The 13863-nt window shown below is 67.7% G+C and carries 14 protein-coding genes, 1 other RNA gene and 1 riboswitch; of the genes, 8 read left to right on the top strand and 7 right to left on the bottom strand.

All coding sequences use genetic code 11. From position 1 onward, the window contains the following. Window positions 1-49 precede the first annotated feature (49 nt). Complete coding sequence (locus WS51_RS22545; RefSeq protein WP_069229798.1) at window positions 50-862, bottom strand: ABC transporter ATP-binding protein; 813 nt, start codon at window positions 860-862, stop codon at window positions 50-52. Beyond that, entirely contained in the window at window positions 859-1857 is a 999-nt protein-coding gene (locus WS51_RS22550) for a FecCD family ABC transporter permease (RefSeq protein WP_069230030.1), read from the bottom strand. Before WS51_RS22550 ends, WS51_RS22545 begins: the two co-directional genes overlap by 4 nt. 699 nt (window positions 1858-2556) lie before the next feature. Further along, window positions 2557-2810: riboswitch (cobalamin riboswitch) on the bottom strand. 177 nt (window positions 2811-2987) lie between these two features. Between WS51_RS22550 and WS51_RS22560 the strand changes: the two genes are divergently transcribed. The 5 genes from WS51_RS22560 to WS51_RS22580 all read left to right on the top strand — a co-directional run bounded on the left by WS51_RS22560 (window position 2988) and on the right by WS51_RS22580 (window position 5440). Next, complete coding sequence (locus WS51_RS22560) at window positions 2988-3338, top strand: hypothetical protein (RefSeq protein ID WP_059450988.1); 351 nt, start codon at window positions 2988-2990, stop codon at window positions 3336-3338. Then, window positions 3335-3649: a cell division protein ZapA gene (locus WS51_RS22565; protein ID WP_011885730.1), complete on the top strand. Its 315-nt coding sequence runs from the start codon at window positions 3335-3337 to the stop codon at window positions 3647-3649. Before WS51_RS22560 ends, WS51_RS22565 begins: the two co-directional genes overlap by 4 nt. A gap of 80 nt (window positions 3650-3729) precedes the next feature. Continuing rightward, a non-coding RNA gene (ssrS, locus tag WS51_RS22570) (6S RNA) lies at window positions 3730-3911 on the top strand. Window positions 3912-4016: 105 nt separating this feature from the next. Beyond that, complete coding sequence (locus WS51_RS22575; RefSeq protein WP_060329201.1) at window positions 4017-4478, top strand: EVE domain-containing protein; 462 nt, start codon at window positions 4017-4019, stop codon at window positions 4476-4478. 221 nt (window positions 4479-4699) lie between these two features. Continuing rightward, window positions 4700-5440, top strand: a complete 741-nt coding sequence (locus tag WS51_RS22580) for an SIMPL domain-containing protein (RefSeq protein WP_059450986.1) — start codon at window positions 4700-4702, stop codon at window positions 5438-5440. A gap of 174 nt (window positions 5441-5614) precedes the next feature. On the opposite strand, the gene lgt is transcribed toward WS51_RS22580, so the two are convergent. Further along, window positions 5615-6505, bottom strand: coding sequence for a prolipoprotein diacylglyceryl transferase (gene lgt / locus WS51_RS22585; RefSeq protein ID WP_069229800.1), 891 nt, complete (start codon window positions 6503-6505; stop codon window positions 5615-5617). A gap of 89 nt (window positions 6506-6594) precedes the next feature. Then, window positions 6595-7512: a LysR family transcriptional regulator gene (locus WS51_RS22590; RefSeq protein WP_059508184.1), complete on the bottom strand. Its 918-nt coding sequence runs from the start codon at window positions 7510-7512 to the stop codon at window positions 6595-6597. Between the two features lie 134 nt (window positions 7513-7646). Here WS51_RS22590 and ilvD point away from each other — a divergent pair, with 134 nt between their 5' ends. Together ilvD and WS51_RS22600 are read left to right on the top strand one after the other, a co-directional pair. Continuing rightward, on the top strand, window positions 7647-9320 hold the full coding sequence (gene ilvD / locus WS51_RS22595) for a dihydroxy-acid dehydratase (protein WP_069229801.1): 1674 nt from the start codon (window positions 7647-7649) through the stop codon (window positions 9318-9320). A gap of 125 nt (window positions 9321-9445) precedes the next feature. Continuing rightward, window positions 9446-9775: a c-type cytochrome gene (locus tag WS51_RS22600; protein WP_059450982.1), complete on the top strand. Its 330-nt coding sequence runs from the start codon at window positions 9446-9448 to the stop codon at window positions 9773-9775. 143 nt (window positions 9776-9918) lie between these two features. Here the strand turns inward: WS51_RS22600 and WS51_RS22605 are convergent, their stop codons facing one another. From WS51_RS22605 to WS51_RS22615, 3 genes are read right to left on the bottom strand one after another with little or no spacing between them, the layout of a single operon-like run. Continuing rightward, window positions 9919-10659 (bottom strand): DUF2486 family protein, encoded by a 741-nt coding sequence (locus WS51_RS22605; RefSeq protein ID WP_060296108.1) that lies wholly within the window; start codon window positions 10657-10659, stop codon window positions 9919-9921. 25 nt (window positions 10660-10684) lie between these two features. Further along, a complete protein-coding gene (locus tag WS51_RS22610) occupies window positions 10685-11101 on the bottom strand; it encodes a DNA polymerase III subunit chi (protein WP_059508182.1) in 417 nt (138 codons plus the stop codon). Window positions 11102-11135: 34 nt separating this feature from the next. After that, window positions 11136-12647, bottom strand: coding sequence for a leucyl aminopeptidase (locus WS51_RS22615; RefSeq protein WP_059450979.1), 1512 nt, complete (start codon window positions 12645-12647; stop codon window positions 11136-11138). Window positions 12648-12769: 122 nt separating this feature from the next. Between WS51_RS22615 and lptF the strand changes: the two genes are divergently transcribed. Then, a complete protein-coding gene (lptF, locus tag WS51_RS22620) occupies window positions 12770-13861 on the top strand; it encodes an LPS export ABC transporter permease LptF (protein WP_059450978.1) in 1092 nt (363 codons plus the stop codon). The last annotated feature ends 2 nt before the right edge of the window (window positions 13862-13863 follow it).

Below are 13863 nucleotides of genomic sequence, written 5' to 3' on the forward strand. Positions count from 1 at the left end.
AAAGTAGCCTCGTTGGCGCAGCCGAGGCCGCGCATCGAAAGAAGGAAGTTCATCGTCGCTCGGGCCACGCGGGCAACAGCGCGTCGCGGCCGTTCTCGCGGATCAGCACGAGCGGATAGCCGAACGCGTCGCTCGCGCGCGCCGGTGTGAGGACATCGTGCACAAGGCCCGCCCACGCATGGCCGCGGCCGTCGAGCAACAGCGCGTGCGTCGCGAAACGCCGCGCGAGATTCAGGTCGTGGCATGAGAACAGCACCGTGCGCGGGCCCGCGTCGAGCCATGCGCTCAGCGCGGTCAGCCCTTCGATCTGGTGATGCAGGTCGAGATGGGCGAGCGGTTCGTCGAGCAGCATCAGCGGCGCGTCCTGGCACAGCGTCGCGGCCAGCGCGACGCGCTGTCGTTCGCCGCCCGACAACGACAGCACGTCGCGCGACGCAAGTGCGGTCAGGCCGAACGTCGCGAGCGCGTCGCGCGCAGCCGCGCGGTCGCCATCGCGCTCCCAGCCCCAGCCGTCGAGATACGGGAAGCGGTTGAGCAGCACCGTGTCGAATACTGTCGCGCTGAACGCGTCGTGCAGCTGCTGCGGCATCAGCGCACGGCGCCGTGCGAGCTGTTCGGGCGGCCATGCGGCAAGCGGCCTGCCGTCGATCTCGACGTGGCCGCCGGCTGGCCGCCGCAGGCCCGCGAGCGTCGCGAGCAGCGTCGTCTTGCCCGCGCCGTTCGGCCCCGCGATGCACCATATCTCGCCAGGACGGAACACCTGCGTGAAGCCGCCGAGCAGCGTCCGGTCACCGGCCTTCAGCGTGAGATCGAGCGCCGCATAGGTCATGTCGCCTGCGCAGTCCGGTACGGCGTGCGTCATCGCATCGGTCTCCTCAGCAACATCCACAGGAACACCGGCACGCCGATCATCGCGGTCATCACGCCGACCGGCAATTGCGCGGGCGCGATCACGGTGCGCGCGAGCAGGTCGGCCGCCATCACGCCGCCGCCGCCCGCGAGCATCGCGGCGGGCAGCAGCATGCGCTGATCGTTGCCGAATGCGAGCCGCAACGCGTGCGGCACGACGAGGCCGACGAAACCGATCGTGCCGGCCGTCGTCACCGCGGCTGCAGCGGCCAGCGACGCGACGAGGTAGATCCGCATGCGCACTCGCGCGACCGGCACGCCGAGTGCGAGTGCGGTCGCGTCGCCGCGCAGCAGCACGTTGAGCTGCTGCGCGGCCGGCAGCGCCACGCATGCGGCCACCAGCAGCGCGCCCAATGCGAACCACGGCGTCGTCACGCCGTTCAGGTCGCCCGTCAGCCAGAAGATGATGCCGCGCAGTCGCGCATCGGGCGCGAGCGACAGCAGCAGCGTGACGAGCGCGCCCCACCCGGCCGCGATCACCACGCCCGTGAGCAGCAGGCGCGGCGACGCGTCGCGCGAGTCGCCGCGCCACAGCTCGCGGCGAGCCAGCCCGAGCACGAGCGCGACCGACACGAGCGAACCGGCGAACGCGGACGCATCGACGAGCCACCACGCGCCGCCCGCGATCATCGTGACGAGCGCGAAGCCCGCCGCGCCGCCGGACACGCCGAGCACATATGGCTCCGCGAGCGGATTGCGCAGCAGCACCTGCAGCAACGCGCCGGCCAGCGCAAGCAGCGCGCCGCACGCGAACCCGGCGAGCGCACGCGGCAGCCGCAGCGTGCGCACGATGTCGGCGAGCAGCGCGTCGCCGCCGTGCGGCACGAGCGACGAGAGCGCCTGCCACGGCGACATCGGCACGCTGCCGATCGACAGCGATGCGACCAACAGCAACGCGACCGCGGCAGCGAGCGCGGCCCAGATCGCGGCGGCACGCGCGGCGTTCATGCGCCGCACGGCATCGCGCACCACGCACGATGCTTGCGTTGACCGTCGTTGCCGACCGGGCGCGGCACCGGCGTCGCGCGCCGGCGTGTTTCAGGCATACGCAAGCTTGTCTTCCTCGTCGAACAGATTGTGGATGTGTGCACGGACGAACCGCGGCTGGTTGATGCCACCTCGCGCGCGGCGCGGATGCCAGGGCCGAGTGCGGCACCGCGCGCAATGCACGGCCGGCGGCGCGCAACAGCGCGCGCCACGATCGTCGGCCGGATTGCTGCGTGTCGCCGATCGCGTCGCGCGAGCGGGCGCACGGCCGAGCGTCGGCGCCGGCGTGACACGACCACGCTCCGTCGAGCCGCCCCCGCATGCGGCCGACCTTCTGCGCAATATAGTGGAAGGCGCCGCATCGGGTCGATCGGCACCGCGAGCGCGTCGCGGCGGGGCTCGGTCCGCGCGGCGGCCGCGACTTCCGGCGGCAACGGCAACGGCGACGCGGCGCACGGCGCGACAGGTTCGGGCGCCGCGACCGCGCGCGTCGCCGCCGGCCCGGGCGAACCGGCCGCCGTCGCAGTATGCGCGACGGCGCGGCGCGGCACACCGCGGTGCGCGCCGAAGGCCGTACGGACGATTGGGGTCAGCATCGAAGACGAATCCCGTGGAGCACGGCGCGCCCCGCTTCCCCGCAGGCCGCGCGTCATGAAGCCGTGCAGGCTCCTCACCTCGGCCGGTATCCGGGCTGGCGGCGTACCGGCTCGCCTTCCCGCGCGTATCACGCGCAGTGGCCCGCGCCCCGCGTGCGACCTGCACGCGAAACGCGCCCGAGCCGGCCTGCGTCGTCCGACGCGGCCGCTTACCGTTGCGGGGGCAGCGCAGGTTGGCGATCTCCATGCGGAGCGCGCGCCCTGCTTCCCGTTTAACCGCGCGACACGCGCGCGAGCACCGAGGCGGCGCCAGTTTAGGAGCCGGTCGCGCGAGCGTCAAGAAAACGGCCGAACGCATGCCGGGAGCGCGCCGCGAACATGCCGGGGGCCGCATATTCGCGGCAAGAAGCGGGGGTGTTACGACTGGAAACGTTACAGATGTCGGAATGCGCGTTATTCCGCGCTAAAATGCTGGGTCTTTAGAGGACGCAGCAAATGCTCAACGAACTCGAAACCTTATCTCAAAATATTGGCCGTTTGATCTCGCTGAACAAGCGCTATCACTCGGAACGGCTCGCGCTCGAGGAGCAAGTCGCGCAACTGCGCGCGGATGCGGACACGGTCCGCGCGGAACTCGCGCAACTGCGTGACGAACGCAATGCGCTCGCGGCCGAGCGCGACACGCTGTCGGCGAAGATCGACGACGCCCAGGTCAAACTGAACGCGATTCTCGAAAAGCTGCCGCGCACGAAGAGCGCGGAGCAAGCCGATAACCAGCTCGACCTGCTGGATGCGCAGGCGCGCACGGATGGCGACGACGCGGCCAGCCACGGAGAACATGCATGAGCACCAAGCAGATCGAAGTCTCGATTCTCGGTCAGCCCTATCGGCTCGCCTGCTCGGCCGAGACCGAAGCGGCGCTGCTCGAGGCCGTCGCCCGCGTCGACGCCGAAATGTCGAAGATCCGCGCGAACAGTTCGGTGCGCGGCACCGACCGTATCGCGGTGATGGCCGCACTGTCGCTCGCGTCCGAATTGCTGCGACTGCAAACGAGCGTGCGTCACGGTGAAGCATTTCCGGCGGAAGAAATCCGTCGTACAATGCACCAGATGAACGAACAGCTCGGCGCGGTGCTCGCACAGCACGAGACGCAATAACGTTTGATCGATGCGTCGATTCCCCTTGATCTCGGCGATCAACGGTGGTCAAATTGGCGCAACGAAACACAGTTCAGTCAGCTTCCCTGCCTGGTTCGCCAAGGTCATATATTCCTTGAACCAATGCCATGTGCACGGTTGCGGAAATTTGTAGCACGGGCGCGCGCGTCACTCTGTCTGATGTACCCGAAGTGCTGCTAACTGCGACCAATTCTGAACCTCAGGTTCAGGATGCCGGCCTAGCGGCCAAGGTGGGGGCCTATCCAACGGCATCGGGGAACCCCGATGCCGTTTCCTTTTTCAGCGCCTGTCTGCATGCGAAACATGCAGGCAGGCCTTCATGCCCTGTCTGCGTCGATTACGATCCATGCAATACTGGCTGATGAAGTCCGAACCGGACGAAGCAAGCATCGACGATCTCGCGAACGCGCCGCAGCAATCGCTGCCCTGGACCGGCGTGCGCAACTATCAGGCGCGCAATTTCATGCGCGACACGATGAAGATCGGCGACGGCGTGCTGTTCTATCACTCGAGCTGCCCCGAGCCGGGCATTGCCGGCCTCGCCGAAGTCTCGTCGACGCCCTACCCCGACCCGACGCAGTTCGATCCGAAAAGCCCGTATTACGATCCGAAGTCGACGCAGGAAACACCGCGCTGGCTGCTCGTCGACGTGCGCTTCGTGAAGAAATCGCCGCTCGTGCCGCTCGCCGCGCTGCGCGAGCATGACGAACTCGCCGACATGCGCGTGCTTGCGCGCGGCAACCGGCTGTCGATCACGCCCGTCACGCGCGCCGAATGGCGCTTCATCACCGAAAAGCTGATGAAGTAGGCGTACGCAATGTGCGCGCGCAGTACGCGCACGCGTGCCGGACACGCGCAAAAGGTCAAATCCGGTCAATACACGCCGCAGCCACGGAACTCGCGCTGCATTCGCGCAGCCTAAGCAACCGCTGTCGCCCGATCGGGACGACGGCCGTTTTTTCGTCGCGCGGTACGCCCGCGTCGCGCACGCGAGATCCGCATGCGCGCCCTCGCACAAGGAGTCCAACAATGACCAAGAAATCCGCACTCGCGCTATCGCTCGCACTCGCCGCCGCCGTGCCCGTCGCGCTGACGCTCGCGTCGCCGGCCGCGCACGCGCAGACCGCCAACCCGCACTTTCCGGAACCGGCGGGCGTGCTGTCGCTGTCGTCGCAGGCGAGCGCCGACGTGCCGCAGGACATCATTCACATCACGCTGTTCTACGAACAGCAGGCGAAGGACCCGGGCAGCCTGACGTCCGCGCTGAACCAGCGGGCAGACGCAGCGCTCGCGCAGGCGAAGGGTGTATCGGGCGTCACCGCGCGCACCGGCGCGTTCTCCGTGTATCCGAGCACCGATCGCGACGGCAAGATCTCCGCGTGGCGCGGCCGTACCGAGGTCGTGCTCGAATCGCGCGACTTCTCGGCGGCGTCGAAGCTCGCGGGCCAGCTGTCGAACCAGATGCAGGTCGCGAACGTCGAGTTCTCGCTGTCGCCCGAAGCACAGCGCGCAGCGGAGCAGAAGCTCACGACCGAAGCGATCAAGTCGTTCCGCGCGCGCGCCGACGAAGCCGCGAAGGCCTTCGGCTACAACAGCTACTCGATCCGCGACGTGAACGTCGGCGGCAGCCGCAACGTGCAGCCGTACCCGCGCATGATGGCGATGGCCGCGGCACCGATGGACAGCGCGAAGATGAGCGCGCCGATCTCGGTCGAAGGCGGCAAGGCGACGGTGTCGGTCACCGTCAACGGCTCGGTGCAGATGAAGTAACGCACGACGCGCAACACGCGGCAGATGCAAGAACGCCGGCCTTCGGGCCGGCGTTTTTCGTTCGGGATCCTGCGGGCGATGCGCACGCCGAACGTGCGCATCGATATCGCGTCATGCGTCACGCGTCATGCATCGCACGGCTCTCGCACGACGCAACCGCATGACGCCTCGACATTACGCAACCGCGCTCGCCTCGCGGCGGCGATACGCCCACACCAGCAGCGCGATGCCCGCGAGAATCATCGGCAGCGACAGCCACTGCCCCATCGAAAGGCCGAGGGCGAGCAGGCCGAGGAAGTCGTCCGGTTCGCGCGCGAATTCGACCGTGAAGCGCGCGAGCCCGTAGCCGATCAGGAACAACGCGGATATCGCGCCCATCGGGCGCGGCTTGCGCGAGAAGAAGAACAGCACGAAGAACAGCGCAATGCCTTCGAGCGCGATTTCGTAGAGCTGCGAAGGATGGCGCGGCAGCATCTGGTACTGCATGAACACGTCGGCCAGGTGCCACTTCTCGACGAGCGCCGGATGCTGCGGCAGCCACGCCGCGTCGTCGCGCATCGCGCCCGGGAACAACATCGCCCACGGCGCATTCGGATCGGTCACACGGCCCCACAGCTCGCCGTTGATGAAGTTGCCGAGCCGGCCGGCCGCGAGCCCGGTCGGCACCATCGGCGCGACGAAATCAGTGACCTGCAGCCAGTGGCGCTTGCGCTGCCACGCGAACAGCACCATCGCGAGCGTCACGCCGAGGAAGCCGCCGTGGAACGACATCCCGCCTTCCCACACCTTGAACACGTCGAGCGGATGCGAGAAGTAGAAGTCGGCCTTGTAGAACAGCACGTAGCCGAGCCGGCCGCCGAGCACGGTGCCGAGCACGCCGTAGAACATCATGTCGTCGATGTCCTTCGCGGTCCAGCCCTGCGCCGCGACGTGCGGCCACTTCAGGCGGATCCGGCCGACTACGATCGCCGCGATGAAGCCGACGAGATACATGAGGCCATACCAGCGCACGGCCAGCGGCCCGAGATGGATCGCTACGGGGTCGAAATTCGGGTGAATGATCATGGATTAGCGATGAAGTTTTCGAATGCGGTACGGCGCTCGCACCGGCGCCGCACCGCGCGTTGGACGGCGCCCGCGCGCCATCGTTCGCATCATGCGGCGAGACCGTGCGCGCGCACGACGTCGATGAAACCGGCGAGCACCGGGCTGACATCGCCCGTGCGCCACACGAGGCCCGTCTCGACCACCGGCGCGTCGCCGGCGAGCGGCCGGTAGACCACGCCGGTGCGCCGCAGGTTACGCAACGACTGCGGCACCAGTGCGACGCCCATGCCGGCCGACACGAGGCTGACGATCGTCTGCATCTGGATCGCCTCCTGGCCGATGCGCGGGGTTTCCCCCGCCGCGCCGTAGCAGCCCGTAATGATGTCATAAAAGCCGGGCGCCAAACGGCGCGGGAAGATGACGAGCGGCAGCGCGGCCAGCTCGGCCAGATGCACCGGTTCGTCTTCGGCTACGCCGGGCGCCGCGGCCGCCGGCATCGCGACCACCAGCGGCTCGCGCACGACCGGCAGGTACGACAGCGCGGCCGCGTGGCGCGGCGGCACCGGCGGAATCACGAGCCCCGCGTCGATGCGGCCCGCGACGAGTTCGTCGATCTGCACGTCGCTCGTCGCCTCCGCGAGCTGCAGCCGCACCTGCGGATAGCGTGCGCCGAACGCGCGCAGCAGCGACGGCAGCAGCCCGTAGTCGGCGGTCGACACGAACGCGAGCGACAGCGAGCCGGCTTCGCCGCGCGCGAGACGCCGCGCGAGCGGCGGCAGCGCATCGGCCGCCGCGAGCAGCCGGCGCACGTCGGGCAACAGCGCCGCACCGACCGCCGTCAGCGCGACCGAGCGCTTGGTACGCGCGAACAGCGCGACGCCGAGCGCGTCCTCCAGCGCCCGAATCGCTTGCGACAGCGGCGGCTGCGTCATCGACAGGCGCTCGGCCGCGCGGCCGAAATGGCGCTCGTCGGCGACGGTCACGAAATAGCGCCACTGGCGCAGATCGGGTGTCGGGTCGGCCATGTTTCACTCATTCGAAAAACGACTCAATAGGCCACAAATAATATATTGGACATCACAAACCGGAAACGCCATTCTTGATTGATCCGAACCGGCGCGCCGTTCGCGGGCGTCGCCATACAACGATGGAGTCCCCCATGCCGTACAACCGTCGCTCGAAGCACATCACGCAAGGTGTGGCCCGTTCGCCGAATCGCTCGATGTATTACGCCCTCGGCTACCAGAAGGAGGATTTCGACAAGCCGATGATCGGCATCGCGAACGGCCACTCGACGATCACGCCGTGCAACTCGGGCCTGCAGCGGCTCTCGGACGCGGCGGTCGCGGCGGTGAAGGCCGCCGATGCGAACCCGCAGATCTTCGGCACGCCGACGATCTCGGACGGCATGTCGATGGGCACCGAAGGCATGAAGTACTCGCTCGTGTCGCGCGAGGTGATCGCCGACTGCATCGAGACCTGCGTGCAGGGCCAGTGGATGGACGGCGTGATGGTGGTCGGCGGCTGCGACAAGAACATGCCGGGCGGGATGATCGCACTCGCGCGCCTGAACGTGCCGGGCATCTACGTGTACGGCGGCACGATCCGGCCGGGCCACTGGAAGGGCCGGGACCTGACGATCGTGTCGTCGTTCGAGGCGGTCGGCGAGTTCACCGCGGGCCGGATGTCGCAGGAAGATTTCGAAGGGGTCGAGAAGAATGCGTGCCCGACGTCCGGATCGTGCGGCGGGATGTACACCGCGAACACGATGAGCTCGTCGTTCGAGGCGCTGGGCATGTCGCTGATGTATTCGTCGACGATGGCGAACCCCGATCAGGAGAAGGTCGACTCGGCCGCCGAATCGGCGCGCGTGCTGGTCGAGGCCGTGAAGCGCGACCTGAAGCCGCGCGACATCATTACGCGCGAATCGATCGAGAACGCGGTGTCGCTGATCATGGCGACCGGCGGCTCGACCAACGCGGTCCTGCACTATCTCGCGATCGCGCACGCCGCCGAGGTCGACTGGACGATCGACGACTTCGAGCGCATCCGCAAGCGCGTGCCGGTGATCTGCGACCTGAAACCGTCGGGCCAGTACGTCGCGACCGACCTGCACCAGGCCGGCGGCATCCCGCAGGTGCTGCGGATCCTGCTCGATGCGGGGCTGCTGCACGGCGAGTGCATGACGATCACCGGCCGCACGATCGCCGAGGAGCTGAAGGACGTGCCGGGCGTGCCGCGCGCGGACCAGAAGGTGATCTTCCCGATCGATCGCGCGCTGTACAAGGAAGGGCATCTCGCGATCCTGAAGGGCAATCTTGCTGAAGACGGTGCGGTCGCGAAGATCACCGGCCTGAAGAATCCGGTGATCACGGGCCCGGCGCGCGTGTTCGACGACGAGCAAAGCGCGATGGACGCGATCCTCGGCGACCGGATCCGCGCGGGCGACGTGCTGGTGTTGCGCTATCTCGGCCCGCAGGGCGGTCCCGGCATGCCGGAAATGCTCGCGCCGACGTCGGCGATCATCGGCAAGGGCCTCGGTGAATCGGTCGGCTTCATCACCGACGGACGCTTCTCGGGCGGCACGTGGGGGATGGTCGTCGGGCACGTCGCGCCCGAGGCCTTCGTCGGCGGCACGATCGCGCTGGTGCAGGAAGGCGACTCGATCACGATCGATGCGCACCGGCTGCTGCTGCAATTGAATGTCGACGATGCCGAACTCGCCCGCCGGCGCGCCGCGTGGAAGCAACCTGCCCCGCGCTACACGCGCGGCGTGCTCGCGAAGTATGCGGCGCTGGCCCGCCCGGCAAACAAGGGGGCCGTCACCGGCTGATGCGGCGCGCGTGTCATGCGACCCCATTGCGCACGGCCGCCGGGGGAACGCGCAAAACGCGCTTTCCCTTTGCTTTTATAATGCGCGGACCGTGAAGCCGGCCGTTCCTGCCGGCGGAGAACCGCATGAAACAGACGATATCGCGCGCGCTGCTCGTGGCGCTGCTGACGGGCAGCGCGGCGACGGCGCACGCCGACCCGGCCGCCGACGGGCTCATGCTCGCGCAGCGCAAGAACTGCATGGCCTGCCATGCGGTCGGCAAGCCGCTGATGGGCCCGTCGTTCCACGACATCGCCGGCAAGTATGGCGCACGCGCCGATGCCGCCGATTACCTCGCGCAATCGATCGTGAAGGGCAGCGTCGGGTTGTGGGGCGGCGTGCCGATGCCCGCCAACACGCAGTTGACGAGCGTCGAAGCGCACACGCTTGCGCAGTGGGTGCTGTCGTTGCGCTGAACTCGATAAAGAGGCGCGCACGCGCACCGTGCGATGCGCGCGCCGACACGATTCCATGCCGGTCGTTGCAACCGGATCGTGGATCGTTCGCAACGAAGACGGAGCCGCGCCCGCGGCGCCAGCATGCGAAATCCGCCGTGCACTCAGCCTGAATGCGTGGTCCGGCGGCGAGCGATCTCTTCGTCGATCGCGTCGCGAACCCACTCCATCACTTCGGTTTCAAGCGCCAGCGCCACCTCGCGCGTGATCTGGCCGACGAGCCACGCCGTATGGTCGTGCAGCGCCTCGCGGCAGCGGGCCTCGATGGCCTCGCGCCCTTCCCCGGTCAGATAATTCGTCAGCCGGTTGCGCAGACGCTCGGCGACATGTTGCGCGTCCTGCGGCGTCAGCGCGGCGATCGACTGCGACTCCGCGTGCGCTGCGTGTGCAAGATGATCGGTGGCCAGCGCGTCGTCACTCACTGCGACCGTGTGAGAAGGCATCGCTTCACCCGCATCGCGCGGCGTCGGGGCAACGGCCTGGCGACCTTCGTCACCCATCAGCGCGGAGCGCAACGGCGCCTGCGCCGCGGCCGACTCCTCGGCAACGACGTGCCCGGCCGCACCGGGTTGTGCCGGCGCATCGCTGTCGCCCGGCAGTTCGACCGCCGGGACGTCAGGCGTCGGCACCGGCTCGATCGTCACGTATTCGGGGTCGGTTCCTTGGAATTCCGGCGCGGCGGATGCCCCGGCTGAATGGCCTGGCGCAACCACGTCGGTCAGCACCGGCACGGCGGCATCGTCGCGCGGCGGCGCATCGGTCGCGGACGAACGCGCCGGCACCGGCTTGCCGGGCACCAGCACGTCGGTCAGCGTCGGAATCGAAGAGGATTCGGCTTGTGTCACGGGGACGCTCCGTCGACGGTTTCGGCTAGCTGCCTTGCTTGTAGTTGTTCAGCGCGTATCCGCGATCGCGGTAGAAGCGGTAGCGCTCGCGGCCCGCGGCCAGCTCGTCCGGCGCATTGCCGACCACCTCGAGCAGGCGCTCGAAGCGGGCGAACTGCGCGGGCACGGCCGCGCCGAGGTTCAGCAGCACGTGATGATGCGGCACCTGGTCGAGATCCGCGGTCAGCACGATCGGCGTGTCGGCCGCGTGCGCGCTGTCGACGCCGCAGTGCGGAATGAAATCGAGCGGCGAGAACGTCCAGAGCCGCTCGTCGAGCGCGCGCAGGCGCGCGGGCTCCGCGAGCACGACGACCGGCTGCCCCGCCTGGTAGGCCTTGCGCAGCAGCCGGCACGCGTACGCGAGCGAATCGCCGACGTTCGAATGAAAATCGATCCGCGTCATTGCCCGCGCACCCGCATCGTCGTGAGACCCGCCATCACTGGCCGGCGCGATCGATCAGGAACTGCGCGAGCAGCGGCACCGGACGGCCGGTCGCGCCCTTCGCCGCGCCGCCCTTCCACGCGGTGCCGGCGATGTCCAGGTGCGCCCACGGATAGCTTTCCGTGAAGCGCGACAGGAAGCACGCCGCCGTCACGGCGCCGGCCGGACGCCCGCCGATGTTCGCGATGTCCGCGAAGTTCGACTTCAACTGATCCTGGTATTCGTCGTCGAGCGGCATGCGCCACGCCGGATCGTTCGCTTCGCGCGACGCGTCGAGCAGTTCGCCCGCGAGCGCGTCGTCCTTCGAGAACAGCCCGCTGTTGTGCGCGCCGAGCGCGATCACGCAGGCACCCGTCAGCGTCGCCACGTCGATCACCGCGGCCGGCTTGAAGCGTTCGGCATAAGTGAGCGCGTCGCACAGGATCAGGCGGCCTTCGGCGTCGGTGTTGAGCACCTCGATCGTCAACCCCTTCATGCTGGTGACGATATCGCCCGGCTTCGTCGCGTTGCCGCCCGGCATGTTCTCGCAGGTCGGCACGATCGCGACGACGTTGATCTTCAGGCCCATTTCGGCAACCGCACGCATCGTGCCGAGCACCGAGCCCGCGCCGCACATGTCGTACTTCATCTCGTCCATGGCCTCGCCCGGCTTCAGCGAGATGCCGCCCGTGTCGAACGTGATGCCCTTGCCGACCAGCACGACCGGCGCGGCCTTCGCGGCGGCGCCCTGGTAATGCAGCACGATGAATTGCGGCGGCTCGACCGACGCGCGCGCGACCGACAGGAACGAGCCCATCTTGAGCGCCTGAATCTGCTTCAGGCCGAGCACCTCGACCTTCAGACCCCAATCCTTCGCGATCTTCTTCGCGGTGTTGCCGAGATAGGTCGGCGTGCACACGTTGCCCGGCAGGTTGCCGAGGTCGCGCGTAAGGTCCATCCCGTTCGCCAGCGCGACGGCCTGCTTGACCGCCAGCTTCGCCGCCTTTTCATCGGCCGGATCGACGCTGAACACGACACGCTTGAGCGTGTGCGACGCCGGTTCCGGCTTGCTCTTCATCTGCGTGAAGCGGTAGGTTTCATTGCGCAGCGCGAGAATCGCCGCGCGCACGCCCCAGTCGGAGCCGCGCTCGTCGACCGGCAGCTGCGCGAGCGTGAACGTGACCTGGACGACCTTGGTCGCCAGCAGCGCGCGCCAAGCGGCCGTCGCCGCGTCGTTGTAGGCTTTCTGATTGAAAGCATCCTGCTTGCCGAGACCGACGAGCAGCACGCGCGATGCGCCGATGCCCGATACTTCGTGCAGGAACAGCGTCTTGCCGCGCTTGCCGTCCATGTCGCCGGCCTTCACCACGCGCGAGATCAGCCCCTTGGTGGCCGTGTCGATGTCGAGCGCCGCGCCCGAGAGAGTCTGCGCCTCGAAGATGCCGAGCACGATGCAGTCGGACTTCCCGGTCAGGAACCCCTTGGCCTCGCCTTTGCTCCAATCACAGCCTTTTATGCTAAAGTCCATCGCGCTTGTCCTCGGATAAAATCTGGGCTAAGGATGAAAGCCGCAATTATCCGCTATTTTTCCCGTGGCGGCGCGAGCGCTCCACCACGCGTGCGCAGCCTCCCGCCCTCTTCTCATCAAGAATGATCTTCGAACGCTCCCTCCAGCGCGAGCTTGCGTATACGGCTGGCGCCGTGTTCATGGTGCTGCTCACGATCATGCTCACGACGATGATGATCCGCATCGTCGGCTATGCCGCGTCCGGCGAAATCGATCCGCGCGACGTGCTCGTGCTGATCGGCCTGACCGTGATCGGCTATCTCGCCGTGATGCTCGTCGTCACGCTGTTCGTGTCGATCCTGTTCGTGCTGACCCGGTGGTACCGGGACTCCGAAATGGTCGTGTGGCTCGCCTCGGGCGTGAGCCTAACGCGCCTGATCAAGCCGATCGGCGTGTTCGCCACGCCGATCGTCCTGCTGATCGCATTCTTCGCTTTCGTCGGCTGGCCGTGGTCGAACCAGCAGAGCAAGATGATCAAGGCGCGCTTCCAGCAGCGCGACGAGATCTCGCTGCTCGCGCCCGGCCAGTTCCGCGAATCGGCCGCGAACCATCGCGTGTTCTTCATCGAGAAGATGTCGCCGGACCAGAGCAAGGTGCAGAACGTGTTCGTCACGTCCACCGAGAACGGCAAGGTCAACGTCGTGGTGTCGCACACGGGCCACACGGAAACGAAGGACGGCGATCGCTTCGTCGTGCTGGAGGACGGCCGCCGCTACGACGGCACGCCCGGCCAGCCGAACTTCAAGATCATGGAGTTCCAGCGCTACGGCGTGAAGATCACGAGCACGCCGGTCACCAACGTGCCGACCACCAACAGCACGCCGACGCCCGACCTGCTGCGCAACCCGACGCGCGACAATCTCGCGGAATTCGCGTGGCGCGCGGGGCTGCCGCTGATCGCGATCAACCTGATGGTGCTCGGCATTCCGCTGTCGTACCAGAACCCGCGCCGCAGCCGCACGATCAACCTCGTGATGGCCGTGCTGATCTACCTCACGTATTCGAACCTGCTGAACGTCGTGCAGGCGCAGATCGAGCAGGGCAAGATGTCGTTCGGCGTCGGCCTCGTCGGCCTGCACCTGATCGTCGCGGCGATCGTCGCGTTCATCTTCTGGTTGCGCGTGCGCAATCGTCCGCTGTTTACACGCGCGCTGTTCGGCCGCTCGGGAGCATGATC

The sequence above is a fragment of the Burkholderia territorii genome (assembly GCF_001718335.1).
Taxonomy (GTDB): domain Bacteria; phylum Pseudomonadota; class Gammaproteobacteria; order Burkholderiales; family Burkholderiaceae; genus Burkholderia; species Burkholderia territorii.

Excerpts from the sequence above, each read along its gene's own strand:
- WS51_RS22590 (WP_059508184.1), bottom strand. The coding sequence starts at position 7,512 with ATGGCCGACCCGACACCCGATCTGCGCCAGTGGCGCTATTTCGTGACC.
- WS51_RS22575 (WP_060329201.1), top strand. The coding sequence starts at position 4,017 with ATGCAATACTGGCTGATGAAGTCCGAACCGGACGAAGCAAGCATCGAC.
- WS51_RS22615 (WP_059450979.1), bottom strand. The coding sequence starts at position 12,647 with ATGGACTTTAGCATAAAAGGCTGTGATTGGAGCAAAGGCGAGGCCAAG.
- WS51_RS22610 (WP_059508182.1), bottom strand. The coding sequence starts at position 11,101 with ATGACGCGGATCGATTTTCATTCGAACGTCGGCGATTCGCTCGCGTAC.
- WS51_RS22560 (WP_059450988.1), top strand. The coding sequence starts at position 2,988 with ATGCTCAACGAACTCGAAACCTTATCTCAAAATATTGGCCGTTTGATC.
- WS51_RS22580 (WP_059450986.1), top strand. The coding sequence starts at position 4,700 with ATGACCAAGAAATCCGCACTCGCGCTATCGCTCGCACTCGCCGCCGCC.
- lgt (WP_069229800.1), bottom strand. The coding sequence starts at position 6,505 with ATGATCATTCACCCGAATTTCGACCCCGTAGCGATCCATCTCGGGCCG.
- WS51_RS22565 (WP_011885730.1), top strand. The coding sequence starts at position 3,335 with ATGAGCACCAAGCAGATCGAAGTCTCGATTCTCGGTCAGCCCTATCGG.
- WS51_RS22600 (WP_059450982.1), top strand. The coding sequence starts at position 9,446 with ATGAAACAGACGATATCGCGCGCGCTGCTCGTGGCGCTGCTGACGGGC.
- WS51_RS22545 (WP_069229798.1), bottom strand. The coding sequence starts at position 862 with ATGACGCACGCCGTACCGGACTGCGCAGGCGACATGACCTATGCGGCG.
- lptF (WP_059450978.1), top strand. The coding sequence starts at position 12,770 with ATGATCTTCGAACGCTCCCTCCAGCGCGAGCTTGCGTATACGGCTGGC.
- WS51_RS22550 (WP_069230030.1), bottom strand. The coding sequence starts at position 1,857 with ATGAACGCCGCGCGTGCCGCCGCGATCTGGGCCGCGCTCGCTGCCGCG.
- ilvD (WP_069229801.1), top strand. The coding sequence starts at position 7,647 with ATGCCGTACAACCGTCGCTCGAAGCACATCACGCAAGGTGTGGCCCGT.